The following is a 15,117-nucleotide window of genomic DNA, read 5'->3' as shown; positions in this document are numbered from 1 at the left end:
CGTACGCCGGCGCCGCGCAGTTGGGCGTGCGGGTTGGCCTCGGCGTCCCGTCGGCTGCGGGCGGCGACCCCGGCGAGCGCGGGCTCGTCGGTGTCGCCCGCGTCGATGAGCGCCTGCGCCTGGAGCGCGGCGAGCGCGACCGAGTCGGGCCACAGCGGGGCGAGGTAGTACGGGTCGAGCTGCCGGGTGAGCACGTCGCGCACCGAACCCGGCGAGGACTTCCCGTACGCGTAGACGAGCGCGGTGTCGGCCTCGCCGGTCAGCAGCTTGGTCCACGCCTCGTACAGCGCCCACGCGCCGTCCATCTCCACGTGCGACTCGGAGATCGGCGGCCACGCGCCGACCCCGTCGAGTGCCATGGTGAAGGAGAAGGCGCGCCCGGCGAGGTAGTCGCTCGACCCCGAGCAGGTGAAGCCGATGTCGCTGGTCTTCATGCCGGTGGCGGCGAGCACCTCGTGCAGCACCGGCATCAGCATCTCCACCTCCGACTGTTCGTCGGTGGTGCGCCGGTGGTCGGTCTGCCCGAAGGCGACGACGGCGATGTCCCGGATCGGCGGCCGCATTCAGATCAGCTCCTTGTACGTGTCGTAGTCGGCGTCGGGTTCGCCGGTCGGCCGGTAGTGGTCCGGATAGCGCCCGTCCTCGCTCCACACGGGCTCGACGCGCAGCCCCATCCGCACCTGGTCGTACGGGATGCCCGCGATGCGTCCGTGCAGGGCGAGGTCGGCGCCGTCGAGCGCGATGTGCGCGTAGACGTAGGGCAGTTCGATGTCGAGGTTCTTGGCCTTCACGTTGACGATGCAGTACGTGGTGACGGTGCCGGCCGGGCCGACCTCCACCTGGTCGGTGGTGGCGACGCCGCAGGTGGGGCAGGCGCCGCGGGGCGGGATGTAGACCTTGTGGCAGGAGGGGCAGCGTTCGCCGACGGTGCGGTTGTCCGCGAGGGCGTTGATGTAGCGGGTCTGGGCGCCGCCGGGGCTGTAGGTGTAGTCGAGGCGGGCGTGGGCGACGATGCCGGTCACCGGGTCCTCGAACTCGCCGGTGTGCGGGGCGACCCGGGTGCTGCCGGGCCCGGAGTCGTCGGGTTCGAAGCAGGCGATGTCGGTGATCGCGCCGGTCCTCTCCTCGGCCCAGCGGATGCGGACCCGCTGGCCGGTGCGGACGGCGTCCGGGCCGGGGGCGTCGAGGGCGTGCAGGAGGCCGGTGTCGGCGCCGTCGAGGGTGACCAGGACCCAGGCGAAGGGGGTGTCGAGGGGCTGCCCGCGGCGGGGTTCGGGGTTCCAGGCCCAGGTGGTGACGGTGCCGGTCTCCGCGACCTGGACGAGGTCGCGGATCTCGTCGGCGGTGACCGGGTCGTACTCGACCGGGGGGACGAGGGTCCTGCCGTCGGTGGTCCTCACGCCGAGGACGGTGCGGTGGCGCAGGCCGGTGAGGAAGGCGCTCTGGACGGGGCCGAGGGAGCGGGTGAACGGGAACTCCACGACGAGGGGTGCGCGGAGTACCTCCGGTTGGGGGGTGGTGGTCATCTGGGCTCCTCTGGAGGTGCAGGGGGTCGGGGGCGGGGTTCTCGTCCGCCGTGTGGTGGTGCGTCGCCGGGTGCGGGTGGTGGTCCTGCTTCGCGCGGCTCCCCGCGCCCCCAGGGGCCGAGGGAAGAACCGCGCGACCAGCCACGACGAGACGGCGCACGCAGCGCATCCGGCAGGCGCGGGACCGGGAGGGCACGCGCAGCGCGGAGCACCTCTCACTTCCGGCGGAACACTGGCGCCCTCTTCTCCGCGAAGGCCCGGGCGCCTTCCTTCGCGTCGGCCGTGTCGAAGATCGGCCAGCCGCGCTTCAGCTCCGAGGCCAGGCCGTCCGTCTCGGTCATCTCCGCCGTCTCGTAGACGGACGCCTTCACGGCCTCCACGGCCAGGGGCCCGCACGCGTTGATCCGCTCGGCGATCTCCAGCGCGGCCTCCAAGGTCGTGCCGTCGGGAACGACGCGGCCCACGAGGCCGATCGCCGCCGCCTCGGCCGCCGGGTAGGGCCGGCCCGTCAGCAGCATCTCCAGCGCGTGCGTACGCGGGATCTGGCGCGGCAGCCGCACCGTCGAGCCGCCGATGGGGAACAGGCCCCGCACCACCTCGAACAGGCCGAACGTGGCCGACTCGCCCGCGACCCGGATGTCGGTGCCCTGCAGGATCTCCGTGCCGCCGGCCACGCAGTAGCCCTCGACGGCGGCGATCACCGGTTTGCGCGGGCGGTGGTGGCGCAGCATCGCCTTCCAGTGCAGGTCCGGGTCGGCCTTCATGCGGTCGCGGTACTGCTGGCCGTCCATGCCGTCGCCGGCCAGCGCCTTGAGGTCCATGCCCGCACAGAACGAGCCGCCCGCGCCGGTCAGCACGACCGAGCGGATCGCGTCGTCGGCGTCGGCCTCGAGCCATCCGTCGTACAGGCCGACGAGCATCGGCAGCGACAGCGCGTTCTTGGCCTCGGGCCGGTTGAGCGTGAGCACGAGCGTCGCGCCCTCGCGCCGCACCTGGAGATGTTCGGTCCCACCCATGACTGCCCTCCGGTCAGCTGGAGCTTCAAGGCCCTTGAGACGAGAACAGGTTGCAGGAGGGGACGGACCAGTTCAAGGGTTTTCTGACACTCAGTCAGATTTCTTGTGCGGGGGCCCTTCCCCCTTGTCTTCCCGTCTGTTCTGATGACGGCCACACGAGATGGGGCCACGGTCAGGAGGAGCGGTGGAGTACAACCTTGCCGACCTGTTCGAGTCGGTCGTCGACGCGGTCCCCGACCGCGAGGCACTCGTCTACATCGACCACCCCGGCACGGGCGCCGAGCGCAGGCTGACGTACGCGCAACTCGACGAGGCGGCCAACCGGATCGCGCACCACCTGATCGACAGCGGGCTGCGTCCGGGCGAGCACCTCGGTCTGCATCTCTACAACGGCATCGAGTACCTGCAGACGGTGCTCGCCTGCCTCAAGGCGCGGATCGTGCCGGTGAACGTCAACTACCGTTACGTGGAAGAGGAGTTGGTCTACCTCTATCAGGACGCGGATCTGGCGGCCCTGGTCTTCGACGCGGAGTTCACCCCGCGCGTGGCGGCGGCGCAGCCGCGGGCGCGGAAGCTGCGGCACCTGGTGCGGGTGGGCGCCCCGGCACCGGACGCGCCGCCGCTCAAGGCCGTGGACTTCGCCGAGGCGGAGTCGGCCTCGTCGCCGGGGCGCGGGTTCGCGCCGCGCTCGGCGGACGACCAGTTCATCATCTACACCGGCGGCACGACGGGCATGCCGAAGGGGGTGATGTGGCGCCAGGAGGACCTGTTCTTCGCGGGGCTGGGCGGCGGCGCACCCACCGGTGAGCCGGTGTCGCGACCCGAGGAGCTGGCGGAGCGGGTGGCGGCCGGCGGCGACGGCATCACGTTCTTCCCCACTCCCCCGCTGATGCACGGCACGTCCACGCTCACGGCGTTCATCGGCTTCAACTTCGGGCAACGCATCGTCATCCACCGCAAGTTCGTGCCGGAGGAGGTGCTGCGCACGATCGAGAAGGAGAAGGTGACGAGCATGTCGCTGGTGGGCGACGCGATGCTGCGCCCGCTCATCGACGCGCTCAACGGCCCGATGAAGGGCACCGACTGCTCGGCGATGTTCAGCGTCTCCTCCTCCGGGGCGATCATGTCGGACACGGTGCGCGCGCAGTTCCAGGCGCTGGTGCCGAACGTGATGCTGCTGAACAACTTCGGTTCGTCGGAGTCCGGCTTCAACGGTACGGCGACGGACGACTCCGGCGCCGGCTCCGGATTCCGGCTGCGGGTCAACTCGCGTACACAGGTGGTGGATCCGGCGACGTACGCACCGGTGGCCGTCGGCGAGATCGGCCGCATCGCCCAGCGCGGCAACGTCCCGCTCGGCTACTACAACGACCCGAAGAAGACGGCCGAGACGTTCTTCCAGCACGGCGACGAGCGCTGGGTACTGCTCGGCGACATGGCGACGGTCGACGAGGAAGGCATCGTCACCGTCCTCGGCCGCGGCTCGCAGTGCATCAACACGGGCGGTGAGAAGGTCTACCCGGAAGAGGTCGAGCAGGCCCTCAAGTCCCATCCGGACGTCTACGACGCTCTGGTGGCCGGCGTCCCCGATCCGAAGTGGGGCAACCACGTGGCCGCGGTCGTACAACTCCGCGAGGGCGCACCGGAGTTGACACTGGACTCCGTCCAGGACCACTGCCGCACGCACCTCGCGGGATACAAGATCCCGCGCCAGCTGGTCGTGACGGAGGCCATCCAGCGCTCGCCCAGCGGGAAGGCCGACTACCGGTGGGCGCGGTCCGTGGCGGCGGAGTCGGCCGGCTGACCGACGGGGTACCGCACGATGAGCACCGGCTGAGGGAAGCCGGTGCTCTGCGGCGTGTGCCCGGCGACAGCGGCGAGGCCCGCACGCCTCGGCGTGGGCGCGGCTTGAGGGTGCGTGACGCGCATCCGAAACCCGATTGCCCTCCACCGGACCGGCTGCTGAAGTGAGGGAATGGATCATGAAGCGGTGCTGGCCCTGTTCGACCAGCAGATGCGGCGCGAGGCACGCCCCGACGCCGCCGGGGCACGGGTCGAGCGGGTGGGGGACGTGGTGCGGCAGGTCGGGCCGCCCGCCGGGTGGAACGGGGTGCTGTGGTCGGCGCTCGACGAGGACGGCGTCGATGCGGCCATCGCCGAAGTGGTCGCATTCTTCCGCGCGTTGGGCGTCGACCTGGAGTGGAAGACCTACGGGCACGACCGGCCGGCCGAGCTGCCCGCGCGGCTCGCGGCCGCGGGTTTCGTGGCCGAGGAGACGGAGAGTCTGCTCGTCGCACCGACGGCCGGGCTGCCGCTCGACGTCCCGCCGCCGGACGGGATCCGGCTGCTGCCGGTCACCGAGGAGGCGCACGTCGCCCTGGTGGAGGAGGTGCACGACCGGGCCTTCGACGGCGGGCGGTCTTCGATCGGCCACCAGCTGCGGCAGCAGCTCGCTTACGCCCCCGGGACCGTGCCCGCCGTGCTCGCCCTGCACGGTGACGAGCCGGTCAGCGCCGCGCGGCTCGAACTGAACGAGGGCACGGACTTCGCGAGCCTGTGGGGCGGCGGCACGGTGCCCCAGTGGCGCCGGCGCGGGATCTACCGGGCGCTCGTCGCCTTCCGGGTGCGGATCGCCGCCGCACGGGGATTCCCGTACGTGCACGTCGACGCCTCGTCGTACAGCAGGCCCATCCTGGAACGACTGGGCTTCGTGGCGCTGGGGACCACCACCCCCTACGTTCTGGAGGCGGACGGCGCGCAGGCCCGCTAACTTTTTTGAAGAGATCTCCGCGGCGATGTCGAAAGCGCGGCGTCGGCTTCTACCTCCTCATGAGAAGCAACCCGAGGCACGAGCCGAGAAGCGGGCCGGCAAGCCCGCTCCGACCTTGAGGAGAACGTCATGAAGTACATGCTCCTGATGCAGTTCAGCGCCGAGCAGCAGAGCGAGTTCCCGCCGCTCGACACCTGGTCGCCCGACGAGGTCAAGGCGCACATCGCCTTCATGGGCGAGACGAACGCGACGCTGCGGAAGAACGGCGAGTTCGTCGACGCCCAGGGCCTCGCGATGCCCGACACCGCACGGATCGTGCGGGCCCACGGCAAGGACGCGCCGGTGATCACGGAAGGGCCCTTCCCGGAGACGAAGGAGTTCCTCGCCGGGTACTGGATCGTGGACTGCGCGAGCGACGAGCGGGCCGTGGAGCTGGCCGCGCACGTGTCGACGGCGCCCGGCCGCGGCGGCCGCCCCCTGAACATGCCGATCGAGCTCCGCCAGGTGATGTCGGGACCGCCCGAGGACCTGTGACCGAACGCCGCGACACCCCCGTGGACGACCTGCTGCGCAGCCTCGCGCCGCAGGTCGTCGGCGTGCTCACCCGCCGCTTCGGCGACTTCGACGCCGCGGAGGACGCGGTGCAGGAGGCGCTCCTCGACGCGCTGCGGCAGTGGCCGGAGGATGGCGTTCCGGACAACCCGCGCGGCTGGCTGATCACCGTGGCCCGGCGCCGGATGACGGAGGCCGTGCGCAGCGAGCAGGCGCGGCGCCGTCGCGAGGACCTGGTCGCCGCGCGCACCCCCGCCGACCGGCAGGCCGCCCCCGGCGCGGACAGCGACGGCCCCGCGGACCGGGACGACACGCTGACCCTGCTGTTCCTGTCCTGCCATCCGGCGCTCACCCCGGCCTCGGCGATCGCGCTGACGCTGCGCTGCGTGGCCGGTCTGACGACGGCGGGGATCGCGCGGGCGTTCATGGTGCCCGAGGCGACGATGGGGCAGCGCATCAGCCGGGCGAAGGGGCGCATCAAGGCGTCCGGGGTACCGTTCCGGATGCCGGGGAAGGACGAGTGGCCCGAGCGGCTCGACGCCGTGCTGCACGTCCTGTACCTGATCTTCAACGAGGGGTACGCGACGACGGAGGGCCCCGACCTGCAGCGCGTGGAGCTGTCCCGCGAGGCGATCCGGCTGACCCGCGCGGTGCACGCGCTGCTGCCCGACGACAGCGAGGTGACGGGGCTGCTCGCCCTGATGCTGCTCGGCCAGGCCCGCAGTACCGCCCGCACCGGGCCCAGCGGGGAGCTGATCCCGCTGGCCGAGCAGGACCGTACCCGCTGGGACGCGGCGGCCATCGAGGAGGGCGTCGCGCTGATCACCGCGGCACTGCCGCGCGGCCCCGTCGGCCCGTACCAGGTGCAGGCCGCGATCGCCGCCGTGCACGACGAGGCGAAGACCGCCGAGCTCACCGACTGGCCGCAGATCCTCGCCCTGTACGGCGTCCTGGAACAGATCTCGCCGAACCCCTTCGTGGCGCTGAACCGGGTCGTGGCGGCGGCGATGGTGGAGGGTCCGGAGGCGGGCCTCGCGGCGTTGCGGCCGCTGGAGTCGGATCCGCGCCTTCACGGACATCACCGGCTGTTCGCGGTGCGGGCGCATCTGCGTCGGCTCGCCGGGGACCGGGACGGCGCGATCGCCGACTACCGGGCCGCGGCCGCGCGCACGGCGAGCCTGCCCGAGCGGCACCATCTCACCCTGATGGCCGCCGAGTTGGGCGCGTCTCAGGCGGGCGCGTCCAAGAACTCCGCGACCCGCGCCACGAAGAACTCCTCGTCGTCGAGCCAGGGGTAGTGCGCGGCGCCGGGCTGGACGACGACCTGTGCGCGCGGGTAGCTCGCGGCGGAGCGGTGCACCAGTGCGGGGTCAGGACCGCCGTCCAGCTCACCGGCGAGCAGCAGTACCGGGGCGGTGAGACGCGCGAGGGCGGCGTGCAGGGCCGGCGGGTCGAAGGCGCCTTCGGAGGCGAAGAGTTCGGCCGCCCGCTCGTGGTACTGGTCGTCACCGCGTGCGGCGTGCTCCTGGGCGCGCGTGTCCCACCGCCCGTAGAAGAAGGCTTCGTAGGCGTAGTCCGCGTCCGGCCGCCCGGCGAGGAACTTCTCCAGCTCGGGGTAGGCCTTGTCGAACCACGGCTCGGCGCGCCGCAGGTGCGCCGCGGCCCGTCGGTCGTCGGCGCTCGGCGCCAGGCCGAGGGCGCGCTGCGGAGAAGTGACCAGGGCCAGGCGCGCGACCCGCTCCGGCCGTCGGGCCGCGTACAGGGCCGCGAGGTTGCCTCCCGCCGAGTGCGCGAGGACGTCCATCCGGTCGAGGCCCAGGTGGAGCCGGAGCGCCTCCACGTCGTCCACCTGCCGGTCGCAGCGGTACGTCCCCTCGTCGACCGGCACCGCCGACTGCCCGGTCCCGCGCAGGTCGAGGAGGTGCAGGGTGCGATGGGCGGTGAGACCGCCGAGGTCGCCGAGGTACTCGGAGTCCCTCATCGGCCCGCCCGGCAGGCAGACCAGGGGCGGGCCCGACCCGCGTACGTGACAGGCCAGTTCCGTGCCGTCCGGCGCGCTGAACGTGAACATGACGCGATCATCACAGGGGCACGGCGCGGAGGGCAACGCCTTTGCGCGACACCGCCCCCAACACGATGTCCCGCACCTCTTGACGTGGGCGGCTTCTCCTTGAATTACTGACGACCAGAAAGTCAACCGAATGATCGGTCGGGAGTTCGGGAGTGCGGTCGATGACGACGCAATGGTGGGACGAGGGCGAGCGCCTGGGCGCTGCGGAGCTGCGGGAACTGCAGCTGGAGCGGCTGCGGGACACGCTGGGCCGGGTGTACGAACGGGTGCCGTTCTACCGGGAGGCCTTCGACAAGGCGGGGGTGCGCCCCGAGGACTGCCGGGCCCTGGAGGACCTGGCCCGCTTCCCGTTCACGACGAAGGCGGACCTGCGGGACAACTATCCCTTCGGGATGTTCGCCGTGGATCAGAGCGACGTGCGCCGGCTGCACGCGTCCAGCGGGACGACGGGCCTGCCCACGGTCGTCGGCTACACCGAGGCCGATCTGTCGATGTGGGCCGACATGGTGGCACGGGCGATCCGCGCGGCGGGCGGCAGGCCCGGCCACAAGGTCCATGTGGCGTACGGGTACGGCCTGTTCACGGGCGGGCTCGGCGCGCATTACGGCGCGGAGCGGCTCGGCTGCACGGTCATCCCGGCGTCCGGCGGCATGACCGCGCGCCAGGTCCGCCTCATCCAGGACCTCGAGCCCGAGATCATCATGGTGACGCCCTCGTACATGCTGACCCTGCTCGACGAGTTCGAGCGCCAGGGCATCGACGCACGCTCCTCGTCGCTGAAGGTCGGCATCTTCGGCGCCGAGCCGTGGACGCAAGAGATGCGCCGGGAGATCGAGGAGCGGGCCGGGATCGACGCGGTCGACATCTACGGGCTCTCGGAGGTCGTCGGCCCGGGTGTCGCGCAGGAGTGCGTGGAGACGAAGGACGGGCTGCACATCTGGGAGGACCACTTCTACCCCGAGGTCGTGGACCCGATCACGGGCGAGGTGGTGCCCGAGGGGGAGCCGGGCGAACTGGTCTTCACGTCGCTGACGAAGCAGGCCATGCCCGTGATCCGGTACCGGACGAGGGACCTGACGCGGCTGCTGCCGGGGACGGCGCGGCCCGCGTTCCGCCGCATGGAGAAGATCACCGGCCGCAGCGACGACATGGTGATCCTGCGCGGGGTGAACCTGTTCCCCACGCAGGTCGAGGAGATCGTCCTGCGCACCCCCGGCGTGGCGCCCCACTTCCAGCTCCGGCTGACCCGCGAGGGGCGGATGGACGCGCTGACGGTCCGCGCCGAGGCCCGCCCCGACGCGAGCGCAGAGGACCGGGCGGCCGCGGCCCGGGCCATCGCGGCGGGCATGAAGGACGGGGTCGGGGTGACGGTGGCCGTCGAGATCGTCGACCCGGAGACGCTGGAGCGGTCAGTGGGCAAGATCAAACGGATCGTGGATCTGCGCCGGCCCTAGGCACCGTCCCCGTCGAGTCCTGACTGGAACAGGATTCCACCGCGTCTAGGATGGGCGTATGGCAACCAGGACGCGCCGCGCGGAACGACGGCAGGAACCGCTCTCCCGGGAGCGCATCGTCGCAGCCGCCGTCGAGCTCCTCGACACGGTCGGCGAGAGCGGGCTCACGTTCCGCGTCCTGGCGGAGCGGCTCGCGACCGGCCCCGGGGCGATCTACTGGCACGTCGCGGGCAAGGCCGAACTCCTCGGCGCCGCCACCGAGGCGGTCGTCGAGGCCGCCGTCACCCCCGGCGACGGCCACGCAGGGACACCGCAGGACGAGATCCGCGCCCTCGCCCTCGGCCTGTTCGACGCGATCGACACCCATCCGTGGGTCGGCACGCAGCTCGCCATGGCGACGGGGCAGGGCCCGGTGCTGCAGGTCTTCGAGCGCATCGGCCGCCGGATCCGGGCGCTCGGGGTGCCCGAGGCCGCCTGGTTCACCGCCGCGTCGGCGCTGATGAACTACATCCTCGGCGTGGCCGGACAGAACGCCGCGAATACCCGGGCGGCCCCGCCGGGCGTCACCGACCGGGCGGCGTTCCTCGACGCCGTGGCAAGCGAGTGGTCGTCGCTCGACGCGGACGCGTACTCCTTCACCCGCAGCGTCGCCGGCCAGCTGCGCGAGCACGACGACCGGGCGGAGTTCCTCGCCGGGATCGACCTCGTGCTCGCCGGAATCACCGCGGGTCTGCGAACCGGTCCCTGAGCTCCCGCTTGAGGATCTTGCCGCTGGCGTTGCGCGGCAGCCCGTCCACGAACAGCACCCGCTTGGGCGCCTTGAAGTGGGCGAGCCGCTCGCGTGCGTGCGCGAGCAGTTCGGCCTCCGTCACCTCGCCCGCACGGACGACGACGGCGGTCACCGCCTCGATCCACCGCGGGTCCGGCAGCCCGATCACCGCGGTCTCGGCGACGGCCGGATGCGTGTAGAGGGCGTCCTCGACCTGGCGCGAGGCGACCAGCACGCCACCGGAGTTGATGACGTCCTTCACCCGGTCCACGACGGTGAAGTAGCCTTCGCCGTCGCGCACGGCGAGGTCTCCGGACCTGAACCAGCCGTCGCGGAAGGCCCGTTCGCTCTCCTCGGGCTTGTCCCAGTAGCCGTCGCACAGCTGCGGCGAGCGGTAGACGACCTCGCCGGGCGTGCCGTCGGGCACGTCCTTGCCGTCCTCGTCGACGACCTTCGCCTCGACGAACAGGACGGGCCGCCCGCACGAGTCCATCCGTCCCTCGTGCTCATCGGGCCCGAGGACGGCGGCCAGGGGGCCGATCTCGCTCTGTCCGAAGCAGTTGTAGAAGGCGAGGTGCGGCAGCCGTGCGCGCAGTCGCTCCAGTACGGGCACCGGCATGATGGACGCGCCGTAGTACGCCTTGCGCAGCCCGCCGAGGTCGCGGCGCGCGAAGTCCGGGTGCTGCGACAGGCCGATCCACACGGTCGGCGGCGCGATGAGGCTGTCGGCATCGCCCGCCTCGACCAGGTCGAAGATCCGCCCGGCGTCGGGCCCGTCGAGGACCGTGTTCGTGGCGCCGACCGCGAGGTAGGGCAGCAGGAAGACGTGCATCTGGGCCGAGTGGTACAGCGGCAGCGAGTGGACCGGGCGGTCCGTCGCCTTCAGGTCGAGGGCGTGGATCGCGCTCACGTACTCGTGCACGAGGGCGCGGTGCGACATCCGGGCGCCTTTGGGCAGGGCCGTCGTACCGGAGGTGTAGAGGAGCTGGACGAGGTCGTCGGGGCCCGGCTGCGGTCCGTCGTACGGGTCGGCGACCGCGAGACGCGCGAGCAGCGAGTCGTCGGCGTCGTGCAGCACCAGCGTCCTCGTTCCGTGCGGCAGGCGGTCGGCGAGATCGGCGTCGGTGAGGACCAGCGCGCTGCCCGACTGGCCGACGATGTAGGCCAGGTCGTCGCCCGTCAGGTTCTGGTTGACGGGGACGTGCACGAGGCCCGCGCGGGAGCAGGCCAGGAACGCGATGAGATACGCGTCCGAGTTGTGGCCATAGGCGCCGACCCGGTCGCCGGGCGCGAGACCCAGTCCGCGCAGGGCGCCGGCGGCGCGGGAGACGGCGTCGTCCAGTTCCTCGTACGTCCAGGTGCGCGGTCCGTAGCGCAGGGCGGTCCGCGCCGGGGTGCGCCGGGCGCTGCGGCGCAGCACGCCGTCGACGGTGCTGCCCGCTGCTTCGGCTGCCGTTGACCTCGTCATGGCGTGATCCTGTGCGCCCGCGGACGCCAGGTCAAGACGTGCGCGCGCGGCCCGCGGCAGCCTCCATACCCGTTGGTGCGCTCAACCACCCCTGTCCGTAATGCAGTTGGGAGCACGATGCGCACCCGCCCGAGCCACAGACGCCTCGCGGTCGTCGGGATCGCTCCGCTGACCGCGCTGACCACCACGGCCTCGCTACGGCGGCACCGAGTCGCTCGGCGTGTGGAACAAGGTCGAGCCGACCTGGGACCCGGCGGGCGGCGGCTACACGGAGGTCGTGCACGGCTCCAGCTACATCCAGGCCGTCGGCTGGGACGGCGGACGCTGCCCGGTGGCGCGCACGCCGCTCACGTACTCCCAGTCGTCGAACCCCCACTCGCCGCACTACAGCGACCAGACCCACCTCTTCTCGCGGAAGAAGTGGGTCACGGAGCGCTTCTGCGAGCGGGACATCCTGCGCTCGCCCGCGCTGAAGGTGGTGCGCGTGCGCGGCTGACGCCGTCCGCCTGCCGGGAGGGGCGGTGTCACACCGCCCGGGTCCGCCCCTCCCAGTACGGGTCCCGCAGCCGCCGCTTGTACAGCTTTCCGTTCGGGTCGCGGGGCATCGTCTCGATGAAGTCGAGGCTCTTGGGCCGCTTGTAGCCCGCCAGTCGGGACTCGCAGTGGGCGAGGATCTCGGCGGCGAGCGCGTCGCCCGCCGTGTGCCCCTCGGTGACCTCCACCACGGCCTTGACCTCCTCGCCCCAGTCGTCGTGGGGGATGCCGAACGCGGCGGCGTCGGCGACGGCCGGGTGGGTGAGGAGTGCGGACTCGATCTCGGCGGGGTAGATGTTCACGCCACCGGAGATGATCATGTCGATCTTGCGGTCGCGGAGGAAGAGGTAGCCGTCCTCGTCGAGGATGCCGAGGTCGCCGACGGTGAAGAAGTCGCCGATGCGGTTCTTCTTCGTCTTGGCCTCGTCCTTGTGGTACGAGAATCCGCCGGTCCTCATCTGCATGTAGACGGTGCCGAGTTCACCGGCGGGCAGCCGGTTGCCGTCGTCGTCGAAGATGGCCAGCTCGCTGATGGGCCAGGCCTTGCCGACCGTGCCCGGCTTCTTCAGCCAGTCCTCGGCGGTGGCGAAGGCGCCGCCGCCCTCGCTCGCCGCGTAGTACTCCTCGACGCAGGTCCCCCACCAGTCGATCATGGCGCGCTTGACGTGGTCGGGGCAGGGCGCGGCGCCGTGGATGGCGTGCCGCATGGAGGTCACGTCGTAGCGGTCCCTGGTCTCCTGCGGGAGGGCGAGGAGGCGGTGGAACTGGGTCGGCACCATGTGCGTGTGCGTGCACTTGTGGGCGTCGATGACCCGCAGCATCTCCTCGGGCGACCACTTGTCCATGAGGACGACGGGGTGCCCGATGTTCAGTGCGGCGCCCGCGAACTGGAGCACGGCCGTGTGGTAGAGCGGCGAGCACACGAGGTGCACGTTCCCCTCGAACGGCTTGATGCCGAAGATGCCGAGGAAGCCGCCGAGGTAGGCCTCCTCGGGGAGCTTGTCCTGCAGCGGGCGGCGGATGCCGCGCGGGCGCCCCGTCGTGCCCGAGGTGTAGTTCATGACCCAGCCGAGGGTCCGGTCCCGCGGCGCCGACTCGCTCTGCCCGTCGAGGAGTTCGGCGTACGGCCGGAAGGTGTCGACGGCGCCGACGGCGTACCGGTGCGTCGCCGGCAGCTTCGCCTCGTCGGCCGCGTGCCGCGCCTGCTCGGCGAACCGTTCGTGCGCGATCAGGACCTTCGCCCCGGAGTCGGCGACGATCCAGGCGATCTCCGGGCCGACGAAGTGATGGTTGACGGGCACGAGGTAGAAGCCCGCCTGGGACGCGGCGAGATAGGCGGTGAAGAACTCGACCCCGTTCGGCAGGACGACGGCGAACGCGTCCCCGCGCTGCATCCCGGCCGCGCGCAGGCCGTGCACCATCTGGTTGACGGCCGCGTGCAGGCGGCCCGCGGTCCATTCCTCGCCGTCCGGGGCGACGAGCACCGCCCGACCGGGGTCGGCGGCGGCCTGCGCCCAGAAGCCGTTCGGGGGTGCGGAGTCGGTGGCTGTGCTCACGGGGTCGTCCCTTCTACGTGTACGTGTGTCGGTCCGGGCCGCGCGGGGGCGCGCCGGGCGGTCACCGCCCGGCGACCTTGTTGATCCGGTCGATCGCCTTCTCGAAACCGCGGGTCAGGTCGTCGAAGACCGCCTGGACGCTGCGTTCCTCGTTCATGCGGCCGACGATCTGGCCGACGGGGGTGCCGAGCAGCGGTTCCACCTCGTACTTCTGGATGCGCGAGACCGCCTCGGCGACGAGCAGGCCCTGCAGCGGCATCGGCAGCGTGCCGGGCCCCGCCGGGTCGTCCCAGGCGTCCGTCCACTGCGTGCGCAACTGGCGGGCCGGCTTGCCGGTCAGGGCGCGGGAGCGCACCGTGTCGCCGGAGCCCGCGGCGAGCAGTTTGCGGGTCAGGGCGGGCGAGCTCATGTCGGCCTCCGTGGTGGTCAGCCAGACCGAGCCGAGCCAAACACCCTGCGCACCGAGCGCGAAGGCGGCCGCTGCCTGCTGCCCGCTGCCGATGCCGCCCGCCGCGAGCACGGGCAGCGGCGCGACGGCCTCGACGGCCTCGGGGGTCAGCACCATCGAGGCGATCTCGCCGGTGTGACCGCCCGCTTCGTAGCCCTGGGCGACGACGATATCGATGCCGGCCTCGGCGTGCTTGCGGGCGTGCCGGGCGCTGCCGGCCAGCGCGGCGACGAGGACGTCGTGCGCGTGGGCGCGGGCGATGACGTCGGCGGGGGGTGAACCGAGCGCGTTGGCGAGGAGTTTGATCGGGTAGTCGAAGGCGACGTCGAGCTGATTGCGGGCGACCTGCTCCATCCAGCCGGTGATGCGCCAGCCGGACGCCTCGCCCTCGGCGAGCTCGGGCACCGCGTGCTTGGCGAGGGTCTCCTGGACGAACTGCCGGTGGCCTTCGGGGATCATGGCCTCGACGTCCGCCTCCGTCACCCCCTCGACCTTCTTCGCGGGCATCACGACGTCGAGCCCGTACGGCCGGCCGTCGGCGTGCCCCTGCAGCCAGTCCAGGTCGCGTTTGAGGTCGTCGGGTGCCGTGTAGCGGACCGCGCCGAGCACGCCGAAGCCTCCTGCCCTGCTGATGGCGGCCGCCACCGCAGGGAACGGCGTGAAGCCGAAGACGGCGTGCTCGATCCCCAGTTTCTTGCTCAGCTCCGTCTGCATGGCCGCAGGATGCCGCAGTGAACCGGCCGACGGAAGAGCTTTTCTGATGCAGCGTCAGATTCTTCACCGGGCGGTCACCGCGCGCGCGACGGTTGACACGGGGCGGGGCTGACATGAAAGTTTCATCCGTCGCGCGAGATCCCGAAAGATACTTTCAGGAGGCCTGTTCATGACGTCAGGGGACCAGGAAAGATCACGGACCGGCCTCACCCGGCGCCGGCTGGGCGCCGCCGGCCTCG

12 protein-coding genes and 2 pseudogenes are annotated in these 15,117 nt (G+C 71.8%); 7 read left to right on the top strand and 7 right to left on the bottom strand.

The genetic code is table 11. The features are described from left to right. The 3 genes and pseudogenes from G3I40_RS22260 to G3I40_RS22250 all read right to left on the bottom strand — a co-directional run. Positions 1–563 (bottom strand): annotated as a pseudogene (locus tag G3I40_RS22260) (lipid-transfer protein); the annotation flags it as partial. Beyond that, complete coding sequence (locus G3I40_RS22255) at positions 564–1,526, bottom strand: OB-fold nucleic acid binding domain-containing protein (RefSeq protein WP_164303900.1); 963 nt, start codon at positions 1,524–1,526, stop codon at positions 564–566. 215 nt (positions 1,527–1,741) lie between these two features. Further along, positions 1,742–2,542 (bottom strand): crotonase/enoyl-CoA hydratase family protein, encoded by an 801-nt coding sequence (locus G3I40_RS22250; protein WP_164303899.1) that lies wholly within the window; start codon positions 2,540–2,542, stop codon positions 1,742–1,744. A 184-nt stretch (positions 2,543–2,726) separates the two neighbouring features. On the opposite strand from G3I40_RS22250, the gene G3I40_RS22245 reads away from it, so the two are divergent. From G3I40_RS22245 to G3I40_RS22230, 4 genes are all read left to right on the top strand, one after another. Beyond that, positions 2,727–4,346, top strand: coding sequence for an acyl-CoA synthetase (locus G3I40_RS22245; protein ID WP_164303898.1), 1,620 nt, complete (start codon positions 2,727–2,729; stop codon positions 4,344–4,346). A 171-nt stretch (positions 4,347–4,517) separates the two neighbouring features. Then, complete coding sequence (locus G3I40_RS22240; RefSeq protein WP_164303897.1) at positions 4,518–5,312, top strand: GNAT family N-acetyltransferase; 795 nt, start codon at positions 4,518–4,520, stop codon at positions 5,310–5,312. Between the two features lie 129 nt (positions 5,313–5,441). Next, on the top strand, positions 5,442–5,846 hold the full coding sequence (locus G3I40_RS22235; RefSeq protein ID WP_164303896.1) for a YciI family protein: 405 nt from the start codon (positions 5,442–5,444) through the stop codon (positions 5,844–5,846). Next, complete coding sequence (locus G3I40_RS22230; protein ID WP_164303895.1) at positions 5,843–7,162, top strand: sigma-70 family RNA polymerase sigma factor; 1,320 nt, start codon at positions 5,843–5,845, stop codon at positions 7,160–7,162. Before G3I40_RS22235 ends, G3I40_RS22230 begins: the two co-directional genes overlap by 4 nt. On the opposite strand, the gene G3I40_RS22225 is transcribed toward G3I40_RS22230, so the two are convergent. Further along, complete coding sequence (locus G3I40_RS22225) at positions 7,093–7,935, bottom strand: alpha/beta hydrolase (RefSeq protein ID WP_164303894.1); 843 nt, start codon at positions 7,933–7,935, stop codon at positions 7,093–7,095. The genes G3I40_RS22230 and G3I40_RS22225 overlap by 70 nt on opposite strands. A gap of 161 nt (positions 7,936–8,096) precedes the next feature. On the opposite strand from G3I40_RS22225, the gene paaK reads away from it, so the two are divergent. Next, positions 8,097–9,389, top strand: a complete 1,293-nt coding sequence (gene paaK, locus G3I40_RS22220) for a phenylacetate--CoA ligase PaaK (protein ID WP_164303893.1) — start codon at positions 8,097–8,099, stop codon at positions 9,387–9,389. Positions 9,390–9,447: 58 nt separating this feature from the next. After that, positions 9,448–10,137 carry a TetR/AcrR family transcriptional regulator gene (locus G3I40_RS22215; RefSeq protein WP_164303892.1) on the top strand — a complete coding sequence of 230 codons (690 nt, stop codon included), beginning with the start codon at positions 9,448–9,450 and terminating at the stop codon, positions 10,135–10,137. On the opposite strand, the gene G3I40_RS22210 is transcribed toward G3I40_RS22215, so the two are convergent. After that, positions 10,109–11,626, bottom strand: coding sequence for an acyl-CoA synthetase (locus G3I40_RS22210; RefSeq protein WP_164303891.1), 1,518 nt, complete (start codon positions 11,624–11,626; stop codon positions 10,109–10,111). The two genes, G3I40_RS22215 and G3I40_RS22210, sit on opposite strands and share 29 nt — an antisense overlap. 199 nt (positions 11,627–11,825) lie before the next feature. On the opposite strand from G3I40_RS22210, the pseudogene G3I40_RS22205 reads away from it, so the two are divergent. Continuing rightward, a pseudogene (locus tag G3I40_RS22205) lies at positions 11,826–12,122 on the top strand (penicillin acylase family protein); the annotation flags it as partial. 28 nt (positions 12,123–12,150) lie between these two features. Here the strand turns inward: G3I40_RS22205 and G3I40_RS22200 are convergent. Both G3I40_RS22200 and G3I40_RS22195 read right to left on the bottom strand, forming a co-directional pair. Further along, on the bottom strand, positions 12,151–13,716 hold the full coding sequence (locus G3I40_RS22200) for an acyl-CoA synthetase (protein ID WP_164303890.1): 1,566 nt from the start codon (positions 13,714–13,716) through the stop codon (positions 12,151–12,153). A gap of 61 nt (positions 13,717–13,777) precedes the next feature. Further along, positions 13,778–14,878: a nitronate monooxygenase family protein gene (locus G3I40_RS22195; protein ID WP_164303889.1), complete on the bottom strand. Its 1,101-nt coding sequence runs from the start codon at positions 14,876–14,878 to the stop codon at positions 13,778–13,780. Positions 14,879–15,117: the final 239 nt, after the last annotated feature.

The sequence above is a fragment of the Streptomyces sp. SID14478 genome, assembly GCF_010548525.1.
Taxonomy (GTDB): Bacteria; Actinomycetota; Actinomycetes; order Streptomycetales; family Streptomycetaceae; genus Streptomyces.
Note: the sequence above shows the minus strand (reverse complement) of the source record. Positions and strands in the feature narration are given on the sequence as shown.